The following is a 9,085-nucleotide window of genomic DNA, read 5'->3' as shown; positions in this document are numbered from 1 at the left end:
CGCAGGACAACCGGCTGTTCGGCCTGCTGGACCAGGTGCGCCGGCACGAGGCGCCGGTCTATGACCACGACCTCGCGCTCGAGAGCCCGCGCCGGCGGCGCGGGGGCGTGGGGGGGGGGGGGGGGCCCCCGGGGGGGGGGGCGGCCGGGCCTGGCCGCCCCCCCGCCGCGCCCGCAGGCTGGCGCGACGCTGCCGGAGATCGCCCGATGGACGCCGCCATGGCCCGCCACCCCGCCCTCGACCTGCCCTTCGACGCCGAGGCGATCCTCGCCGGCCTGCGCCCCTGGGTGGAATGCGAGTCCCCCACCTTCGACGCCGGCGCGGTGAACCGCATGATGGGCCTGGCGGGGCGGGAGTTGGCGCTGCTCGGCGCGCGGGTGGAGCGGATCGCCGGCCGCATGGGCTTCGGTGACTGCGTGCGCGCGCGCTTCCCGCATGCGGCGAGCGAGGCGGCGCCGGGCATCCTGGTGCTGGCGCATCTGGATACCGTCCATCCCGTCGGCACGCTGCAGAAGCTGCCCTGGCGGCGCGACGGCGGCACGGTGCGCGGGCCCGGCATCTTCGACATGAAGGGCGGCACCTATCTGGCGGTGGAGGCGATGCGCCGGCTCGGCCAGGCCGGCATGGCGACGCCGCTGCCCGTGACCTTCCTGCTGACCTCGGACGAGGAGGTGGGCAGCCCCTCCACCCGCGACCTGATCGAGGCGGAGGCCGCGCGTGCGCGCTACGTGCTGGTGCCGGAGCCGGCGCGGCCCGATGGCGGCGTGGTGAGCGGCCGCTACGCCATCGCGCGCTTCACCCTGCGCACCACTGGCCGCCCGAGCCATGCCGGCTCGACGCTCTCGGAAGGGCGCAGCGCGATCCGCGAGATGTGCCGCCAGGTGCTGGCGATCGAGGCGATGACGACGGAGGACTGCACCTTCTCCGCCGGCGTGATCCGCGGCGGGCAGTGGGTGAACTGCGTCGCCACGCATTGCGACCTGGAGGTGCTGAGCATGGCGAAGCGCCAGGCCGATCTCGACGCCGGCGTGGAGCGCATGCTGGCGCTGAAATCCTCGACGCCCGACGTCGTGCTGGAGGTCAGGCGCGGCGTCACGCGCCCGGTGTGGGAGCCCGATGCCGGCGTGATGGCGCTCTACGCCCATGCGCGCGGCCTGGCGCAGGCGATCGGCTTCGACATCAACCACCAGAGCAGCGGCGGCGGCTCGGACGGCAACTTCACCGGCGCGATGGGCATCCCGACGCTGGACGGTCTCGGCGTGGGCGGGACGGGCGCGCATACGCTCGACGAGCACATCACCGTGGGAAGCCTGGTGCCGCGCGCGCGTTTGCTGGCGGGATTGCTGGCCACGCTTGGCCGTTGACGCCGCCCCCGTTCCGGGAGTGCGATGACGTCAGGGGCGGCCCGGACACGCCCCGCCGAGGGAAGGGAAGGGCCAGGACCATGACGATCCGCCGTCGCGCGATATTCGCCGGCGCCGCGCTGGGGGTGCTCGCCGCACCCGCCACGCTGCGCGCCCAGGCCACCGTGGTGCGCTGGGGGGACCTGCTGCCCGCCACCCACCCGCAGGTGCTGATGATCGAGCGCATCGCCGCCGAGTTGCGCGAGAAGACCGCCGGCCGCATCCAGGTGCAGGCCTTCCCGGGCGGCCAGCTCGGCAGCGGGCGCGACATGATGGAGGCGGTCTCGGCCGGCGCGCTGCAGTTCACCACCGATGGCGCGGGCGCGCTCGGCGCCTTTCTCCCGGCGCTGACGCTGATCGAGGCGCCCTATCTCTGGCGCGACGCGGCGCATCTGGCCAAGGTCTCCGCCACGCCGGTCTTCGCGCGCATGAACGACGAGCTGGTGCAGCGGCGCGGCATGCGCATGCTGAACGTCACCTACTACGGCAAGCGCCACCTCACCTCCGGCAGCCGCCCGGTGCGCAGCCCTGCCGACATGCAGGGCTTCCGGCTGCGCGTGCCGCCGGTGGACGTGTTCCGTGCCATGGCCGAGGCCTGGGGCGCGCGCGCCACGCCGATCGCTTTCCCCGAGCTCTACCTGGCGCTCAGCCAGGGCGCGGTGGACGGGCAGGAGAACCCGCTGCCGACGATCCAGTCCGCCAAGCTGTTCGAGGTCCAGAAATTCCTGGTGCTGACCGAGCACATCATCACGCCGCGCATCATCATCGTGAACGAGGCCTTCTGGCGCGGGCTGCGCGCGGCGGACCGGGAGGCCATGCAGGCCGCCTTCGCCGGCGCCGCCGCCTGGCAGGACCAGGAACTGCTGGGCCAGGAGGCGCGCGCAGTGGCGGAGCTGCGCGCCGCCGGCATGACGGTGACCGAGGTGGACATCGCCGCCTGGAGCGCGCCGGTGCTGGCCAAGGTCCCCGCCCAGTTCGAAAGCCGCTGGGGTCGCGGTGCCTTCGATGCGCTCAAGGCCCTGTAGAGCCGCGTGACGCGCCTCGCCGGCTGGCTCGACGGCGCGCTGCGCGTCGTCGCGGTGCTGCTGCTGGTTTCGCTGCTGCTGGCGGTGATGACGGGGGTCGTCTCCCGCCAGCTCGGCGATCCGGTGAGCTGGTCGGACGAGGCGGCGCAGTATCTCCTTGTCTGGACCGGTTTCGCCGGCTGGATGATCGGCGCGCGCGGGCGCGAGCACATCCGCATCGGCGCCTTCGTGGATCTGCTGCCGGGCGGCGCACGGCGCGTAGCGGAGGCGCTGATCCAGCTGCTGGTGCTGGCCTTTTCGCTGGCGCTGCTGTGGTGGGGATACCCGCTCATCGAGCGCAACTGGGACGTGGAATGGGTCAGCCTGCCGTTGCCGGCAGGCTTGCTCTACGTGCCGGTGCCCTTCGCCGCGGCGCTGCTCGCGGGGCAGGCGCTGCTCGAGCTGGCCGAGGCGGTCCGGGGCGCGCCGCGATGACGGAGACGATGGCCTGGGTGCTGGCGGGCTGGCTGCTGGCGATGCTGGCCGGCGTGCCGCTCTACGCCACGATGGGGCTGGCCTGCTTCGCCTTCGTCTTCCTCGCCGGGATCAATCCCGCGATCGTGCCGCAGAAGATCGGGCAGGCGGCCAATTCCTTCCCGCTGCTGGCTGCGCCGCTGTTCATCCTGATGGGCAACATCATGAATGCGGCGGGCGTGACGGACCGCATCTTCGGCTTCGCGCGGGTCTGCGTGGGCTGGCTGCGCGGCGGCCTCTGCCACGCCAACATCCTCGCCAGCGTGATCTTCGCGGGCATGTCGGGCTCGGCGGTGGCCGATGCGGGCGGCGTCGGCACGCTCGAGATCAAGGCGATGAAGGACGAGGGCTACGACGCGGAGACGGCGGCCGCCATCACGGCGGCAAGTGCCACCATCGGCCCGATCATCCCGCCCTCCCTGCCGATGGTGATCTATGGCGTCTCGGCCGATGTCTCGATCGGCGGGCTGTTCCTGGCAGGCGTGATCCCGGGGCTGCTGATGGCGGGCAGCCTGATGGCGATGGTGACGGTGGTGGCGCGCCGACGCGGCCTGGAACGTTCCCGCTTCCCCGGCCTGCGGGAGCTCTGGGCGGCCTACGCCCGGGCGCATTGGGCGCTGATGACGCCGGTGATCCTGTTCGGCGGCATGATCGGCGGCATCTTCACGCCGACCGAGGCCGCGGCCGTGGCAGCGACCTATGCGCTGGTGCTCGGCGTCTTCGTCTATCGCGACTTCCGCCTGCGCGACCTGCCGGAGCTGATCGTGCAGACGGTGAACACCACCGGCGTGGTGCTGGCGCTGGTGATGACGGCGGCGGCGCTCGGCTGGTGCCTCTCGATCTCGCGCATCCCGCAGACCTTCGGCCCGATGATCGTGGACCTGGTGGGCAACCCGCTGGTCTTCCTGCTGGCGGTCAATGTCGGGCTGCTCGTCGTCGGCTGCTTCATGGAGGCGCTGGCCGCCATGCTGATCCTGATCCCGATCCTGACGCCCGCGGCCGCGCAGTTCGGGATAGACCCGGTGCATTTCGGCCTGGTCTTCGTGCTGAACCTGATGATCGGCACGGTGACGCCGCCGGTCGGCGTGGTGCTGTTCATCACCTCCAAGATCGCGGGCATCAGCTTCGCCGCGATGTCGCGCGCGATCGTGCCGTGGCTGCTGCCCTTGATCGCGGTCCTGCTGGCGACCACGCTGTTCCCGCCGCTCGCCACCTTCCTGCCGAACCTTCTGCTCGGCCGCTAGGGCTGCTTCCGCCCGCCCAGCGCCAGCACGGTGCCGAGCAGCGCCAGCCCCGCCGCCATCGGCGCGAAGCCCGCGAAGCCGAAGGCCGCGATCACCAGCCCGCCCACCGCCGCCGCGGCCAGCCAGCCGATCGAGGCGGAGGTCACGTTCAGCCCCAGCACCGTGCCGCGCACCTCGTCCGGCACGTTGCTCAGCGCCGCCATCAGGCAGGGTCGGGAGACCGAGGCCGCCATGATGAAGGCGAAGCCGAGCGCCGCCGTCGCGACCATGCCGCCCTGCCAGAGGAACAGCGGCAACGCGACGAGGCCGCAGCAGGCCATCGCGCCGGCGAAGGTCAGCATCCGGTTCGGCAGCCGGTCGGCCAATTGCCCGCCGAGCAGCGTGCCGAGGATGTTGCCCAGCGCGAAGATCGCGAGCGGCAGCGCCAGGCCCGCAAGCGAGAGGCCATAGGCCGTCTGCAGGAAGGTCGGGAAGAAGGTGACGGCGAGCGCGTAGCAGCTGCGCTCCGCCACGCCCATGGTCAGCAGGCGCAGCACGCGCGGCGTCATCGCGGCGCGGTAGTCGGTGCGCCGCCGCGTGCCGCCGCCACGCTGCGCGACGGGCCGGCGCGTCGTCAGCAGCATGCCGAGTGCCGCGAGCATCGCCATCGCGCCGACGCAGACGCTGACGCCGCGCCAGCCGATGGAAGCACCGATCCAGGCCGCCCCCGGCACGCCGAGCAGCAGCGCCATGGACTGCCCGGAGAGCGTCCAGCCCAGCGCCCGCCCGCGCTGCCGGTCCGCGACGCGCGACGACACCTCGGAGACGACGGTCGGCGAGATGCAGCCCGCCGCGGCGCCGGCCGCGGTCGCCCAGAAGGCGACGGCCCAGAAACTCTCGGCCAGCGCGGTCGCAACCATGCAGATGGCCAGCGCGACCGGCCCGCCGATCAAAAAGGGCCGCCGCCCGACGCGGTCCGACCAGGCGCCCGCGACCAGCGACGCGACGCCCCAGGAGATCGCGTTCAGCGCCATGATGTTGGCGGTGAGCGACAGGCTCACCGCCAGGTCCTGCGACATCTCCAGAAGGAAGGGCGCGCGGCTGCTGCCGCTCGAGGACAGCGCGAAGAAGGTGAGCGCCGACGCCGCGACAAGCGCCCACGGCAATGGCGGCGGCGCGCTCACCGCGCGGCGCTAGCCGCCATCCACCGACAGCACCTGGCCGCTGATCCAGTTCGCCTGCTCGCTCGCCAGGAACAGCACGCCGTTCGCGATGTCCTGCGGTGTGCCCAGGCGGCGCAGCGCGATGCCCTCCACCAGCGCCTTCTTGCCGGCCTCGCCATAGCCCTCGAACTGCACGATGGTGGACGGGTTGGACAGCACGAAGCCCGGCGCGACGCTGTTCACCGTGATGTTGAACGGCCCGAGCTCGCGCGAAAGCTGGCGCGTCAGCCCGACCAGCGCGTGCTTCGCGGCGCAATAGGCCTGGATGCCGGTCTTGCTCGGCTTCAGCCCAGCGCCGGAGCTGATCGTCACGATGCGCCCGCCGCCGGCCTTCTTCATGCCCGGCACCACCGCGCGCGCCAGGTTGAAGGCGGCATGGGTGTTGATGTCGAAGATCGCGTGCCAGTCCTCCTCCGGCACCTCCTCGACCGGGCGCATCGCCTGGCCGCGCACGCCGCCGGCATTGCAGACCAGCACGCCGACGGGGCCGCCGGTCGCGTCCTCGATGGATTTGATCCAACCCGCCGCGGCGCCCTTGGCGGTCAGGTCGAAGGCGGCGGTGGCGATGCCGGTGCCCTGCTTCGTCTCGGCCAGCTCGGCCTCCGAGAGATCGCAGGCGAAGACGCACGCGCCGAGGCGGTCGAAGCTCTGCGCGATGGCGCGGCCGAAGCCGTGGCCGGCGCCGGTGACGGCGACCGTCACGCCGTCGAAGCGGATGTTCATGGAAGATCCCTTGCCAGTTCCGTGAGATTTGCGTCGGACATCGGCCGCTCGCTGCGCTCGCATTGCTTGATCATCGCGATCAGCCTTTCGAGCGTCGGGCAGGCGAGCCCATGCGTCCTGCCGATCGGGATCGCCGCGCCGATCTGCGCATCGGCGGGCGTCGCGCGATGCCGCACCCACAGGTCGCGCCAGATGCCGGAATGCGTCTTGGCGTTGGGCCGGTTGAACGCCTCCAGCGCCGCGACGGATCGGCGCGCGGCGTCTTCCGTGGCGCCGGGCATGAAGGCCGCCGGGTCGAAGCCGTTGAAGCCGAGCGGGCGCACGCCCTCGGCCCGCGCCACCGCCATCACCTCGCCGCACAGCGCGCGGATCAGCGGCAGCAATTCGGGCCGCGCCAGCGTGTCGGCAATGCCCTTCTCGGCCAGGCCCTGCATGTAGAGCAGCGACGAATAGGCCAGCTTGCCCCAGAGATAGCCCCAGATGTTGTCCGTCAGCACCGCATCCGGCTCGAAGGTTTCTGCGAGAAGCGCGTGCAGCGCCTCCACGCGCGGCGTCCGCGCGCCGTCCAGTTCGCCAACCACCACCGCGCCGCGGTTGCCATAGAGGATGCGCCCGGGGCCGAGCCAGTCGGCACCGAAATTGACGAAGGCGCCCATCGTCCGCTCGGCGCCGCAGACCTCGGCGATCACGCGCTCGCACAAGCCGTTCTGCAACGACAGGACATAGCCGTCGGGCGCGAGGTGCGGCAGCAGCTGGCGGCAGGCGGCTTCCGTGTCATGCGTCTTCACGCAGAGGAAGACGCGGCGGAACACGCCCTGCACGGTCGCCGGCGTGAAGGCCGGCGCCGTCACGCCGAAGGCGGCGACCGGTCCCTCGATGGCCAACCCCCGCGCCGGGTCTCGGATGGCGGCGACGTGATCCTCGGCAATATCCACGAAGACCACGGCGTGCCGGGCACGGACGAGATGCGCGCCGACCGTGCCGCCGATCGCGCCGGCGCCCCAGACCAGGATCGGCCCGTGGTCCACGGCATGCCGCGCATGCGCCTTCTCCACGTCCTTCGCCATGCGCCGATCCTCCGCCCGCCTTGCCCGCGCAACCCGCGCATGCGCCGGCCGCGCTTGTGCCGGCCGGTCGCGGCCCGTCAGATGCGACAACGCTAGCCGGGATGGGCGGAAGGTCAATGTGGGCGCCAAGCCCCAGATGAGGCTGTCGGACAATCTGCGCGGCGCGGTGCTTATGGCCGTGGCGGCAGCCATCTTCGCGCTGGAGGCGCTGGTGCTGCGCTGGCTGACCGCGCGCGGCGTGCCGGTGGGCCTGCAGCTCGCCGCGCGCACCGCGGGGCAGCTCGTCTGGGTGGCGCCCATCGTGATGGCGATGGGGCCGCGCGTCTTCCGGACGCAACGCCTGCCCATGCACCTGGCGCGCGGCGCCTCCTCGCTGACCTGCTGGGGCCTCTACTATCTCTCCCTGACGATGCTCGACCTGGCGACGGCCACGGCACTGAGCTTCACCGCGGTGATGATCACCGCGCTGCTCGCGGGCCCGATGCTGGGCGAGCGTGTGGGCGGCTGGCGCTGGGCAGCGGCGGTGATCGGCTTCGCCGGCATCCTCGTGATGCTGCGGCCGGGCGGGGGCGCGGATCCGCTCGGCGCCGCCGTCGCCATCGCCAGCGCAATCGCCTGGTGCGGCATCACGCTGACCTCGCGCAGCCTGACGCTGACGGACGGCACGGCGACGATCATGGCCTGGGTCGGGCTCACCACCTTCCTCGGCGCGCTGCCGGTCGCCTTCCTCGCCTGGACGCCGATCGGGCTGGTGGACGCCGTGGTGCTGGCAACCATCGCGCTCGTCACGCCCTCCTTGATCTGGCTGACCACGGAGGCGCTGCGTCATGGCGAGGCCTCCGCCATCGCGCCGCTGCAATATCTGCGCCTGCCGCTGCTGGCGCTGGCCGGCTGGCTGGCCTGGGGCGAGGCGCCGGATGGCTGGTCCTGGCTCGGCATGGCGGCCATCCTCGCCGGTGCGCTGCTGGTCACCGTGGTGGAGGCGCGGCGGCGATGACGCCGATGACGAAGGCGGCGCTGCTCGCCGTCGCCTCCGCCTTCTTCTTCAATCTCGAGACCGTGGTCGCGAAGGCGATCACGGAGGCGCCGCTGGCCACCATCGTGCTGGCCCGCGCCGTCGGGCAGCTTGCCTGGGCGATGCCCGCCTTCCTGCGCGATCCCTGGGGCGTGGCGCGGACCGGCCAGCTGAAGCTGAACCTGCTGCGCGGCGGGCTCTCCGGCATCTCGTGGTACATGTATTTCCTCTCCTTCTCGATGCTGCCGCTGGCGACCGCGACGGTGCTGTCCTTCACCTCCGTCCTGTTCGTCACCGCGCTGGCAGGGCCGGTGCTGGGCGAGACGGTGCGCTGGCGGCGCTGGACCGCGACGCTGGTGGGCTTCGCCGGCGTGCTGGCGATCGTCCGCCCGGGCGCGGTCGAGGTCGGCTGGCCGGTGGCGGCGGCGATCGGCTCCGCCTTCCTCGGGGCGGGCATCGTGCTGACGACCAAGATGCTGGCGCGCAGCGAGCGCACCATCACCATCATGTTCTACATCGGGCTGGTCACCACGCTGATGACGCTGCCGGTCGCCTGGCCCGGCCTCGCCTGGCCGGGCTGGCGCGATTTCGGCCTGCTGATCCTCACCGGCACATGCGGGCCCTTCGCGATGGTCCTCTGGATCAACGCGCTGCGCCTGGCCGATGCCAGCGTCGTCGCGCCGATCGGCTATGTGCGCCTGGTCTTCGCCGCGGCCTTCGGCGTGCTGCTGTTCAACGAACTGCCGGACGCCTGGCTCGGCCTCGGCGCGGCGCTGATCGTCGGCAGCGCGCTCTACATCACGCGGCGGGAGGCGAAGGTCGCCCGGCGCAAGGCGGGGCCCCCGGTGGCGGCCCCCGGCCCGCCCCGCAAAAACCCGCCCCCGGCGGGGAGC

10 protein-coding genes are annotated in these 9,085 nt (G+C 72.4%); 7 read left to right on the top strand and 3 right to left on the bottom strand.

Going from position 1 to position 9,085, the window contains the following annotated elements:
• Nucleotides 1–206: 206 nt before the first annotated feature.
• The 4 genes from AC1MIR_RS14595 to AC1MIR_RS14580 all read left to right on the top strand — a co-directional run bounded on the left by AC1MIR_RS14595 (nt 207) and on the right by AC1MIR_RS14580 (nt 4,185).
• Nucleotides 207–1,364, top strand: a complete 1,158-nt coding sequence (locus tag AC1MIR_RS14595; RefSeq protein WP_480029547.1) for a M20/M25/M40 family metallo-hydrolase — start codon at nt 207–209, stop codon at nt 1,362–1,364.
• Between the two features lie 80 nt (nt 1,365–1,444).
• Nucleotides 1,445–2,428 (top strand): DctP family TRAP transporter solute-binding subunit, encoded by a 984-nt coding sequence (locus tag AC1MIR_RS14590; protein ID WP_480028920.1) that lies wholly within the window; start codon nt 1,445–1,447, stop codon nt 2,426–2,428.
• A gap of 6 nt (nt 2,429–2,434) precedes the next feature.
• Nucleotides 2,435–2,902, top strand: coding sequence for a TRAP transporter small permease (locus AC1MIR_RS14585; RefSeq protein WP_480028919.1), 468 nt, complete (start codon nt 2,435–2,437; stop codon nt 2,900–2,902).
• On the top strand, nt 2,899–4,185 hold the full coding sequence (locus AC1MIR_RS14580; protein ID WP_480028918.1) for a TRAP transporter large permease: 1,287 nt from the start codon (nt 2,899–2,901) through the stop codon (nt 4,183–4,185). The genes AC1MIR_RS14585 and AC1MIR_RS14580 overlap by 4 nt, the downstream gene beginning before the upstream one ends.
• Here the strand turns inward: AC1MIR_RS14580 and AC1MIR_RS14575 are convergent.
• Nucleotides 4,182–5,243: an MFS transporter gene (locus AC1MIR_RS14575; RefSeq protein WP_480029546.1), complete on the bottom strand. Its 1,062-nt coding sequence runs from the start codon at nt 5,241–5,243 to the stop codon at nt 4,182–4,184. The two genes, AC1MIR_RS14580 and AC1MIR_RS14575, sit on opposite strands and share 4 nt — an antisense overlap.
• Here AC1MIR_RS14575 and AC1MIR_RS14570 point away from each other — a divergent pair.
• Complete coding sequence (locus tag AC1MIR_RS14570; protein WP_480029562.1) at nt 5,209–5,361, top strand: hypothetical protein; 153 nt, start codon at nt 5,209–5,211, stop codon at nt 5,359–5,361. The genes AC1MIR_RS14575 and AC1MIR_RS14570 overlap by 35 nt on opposite strands.
• Here AC1MIR_RS14570 and AC1MIR_RS14565 read toward each other — a convergent pair.
• Together AC1MIR_RS14565 and AC1MIR_RS14560 are read right to left on the bottom strand one after the other, a co-directional pair.
• Nucleotides 5,358–6,110, bottom strand: coding sequence for an SDR family NAD(P)-dependent oxidoreductase (locus AC1MIR_RS14565; protein ID WP_480028917.1), 753 nt, complete (start codon nt 6,108–6,110; stop codon nt 5,358–5,360). The two genes, AC1MIR_RS14570 and AC1MIR_RS14565, sit on opposite strands and share 4 nt — an antisense overlap.
• A complete protein-coding gene (locus AC1MIR_RS14560) occupies nt 6,107–7,177 on the bottom strand; it encodes a ketopantoate reductase family protein (RefSeq protein ID WP_480028916.1) in 1,071 nt (356 codons plus the stop codon). The genes AC1MIR_RS14565 and AC1MIR_RS14560 overlap by 4 nt, the downstream gene beginning before the upstream one ends.
• A gap of 136 nt (nt 7,178–7,313) precedes the next feature.
• Here AC1MIR_RS14560 and AC1MIR_RS14555 point away from each other — a divergent pair, with 136 nt between their 5' ends.
• Both AC1MIR_RS14555 and AC1MIR_RS14550 read left to right on the top strand, forming a co-directional pair.
• Nucleotides 7,314–8,174: a DMT family transporter gene (locus AC1MIR_RS14555; RefSeq protein WP_480028915.1), complete on the top strand. Its 861-nt coding sequence runs from the start codon at nt 7,314–7,316 to the stop codon at nt 8,172–8,174.
• A partial coding sequence (locus tag AC1MIR_RS14550) for a DMT family transporter (protein WP_480028914.1) occupies nt 8,171–9,085 on the top strand: 915 nt, incomplete at its 3' end. The genes AC1MIR_RS14555 and AC1MIR_RS14550, both read left to right, overlap by 4 nt.

This window comes from Falsiroseomonas sp. RANM36, assembly GCF_056682175.1.
This window is presented reverse-complemented; position numbering and strand designations above follow the sequence as displayed.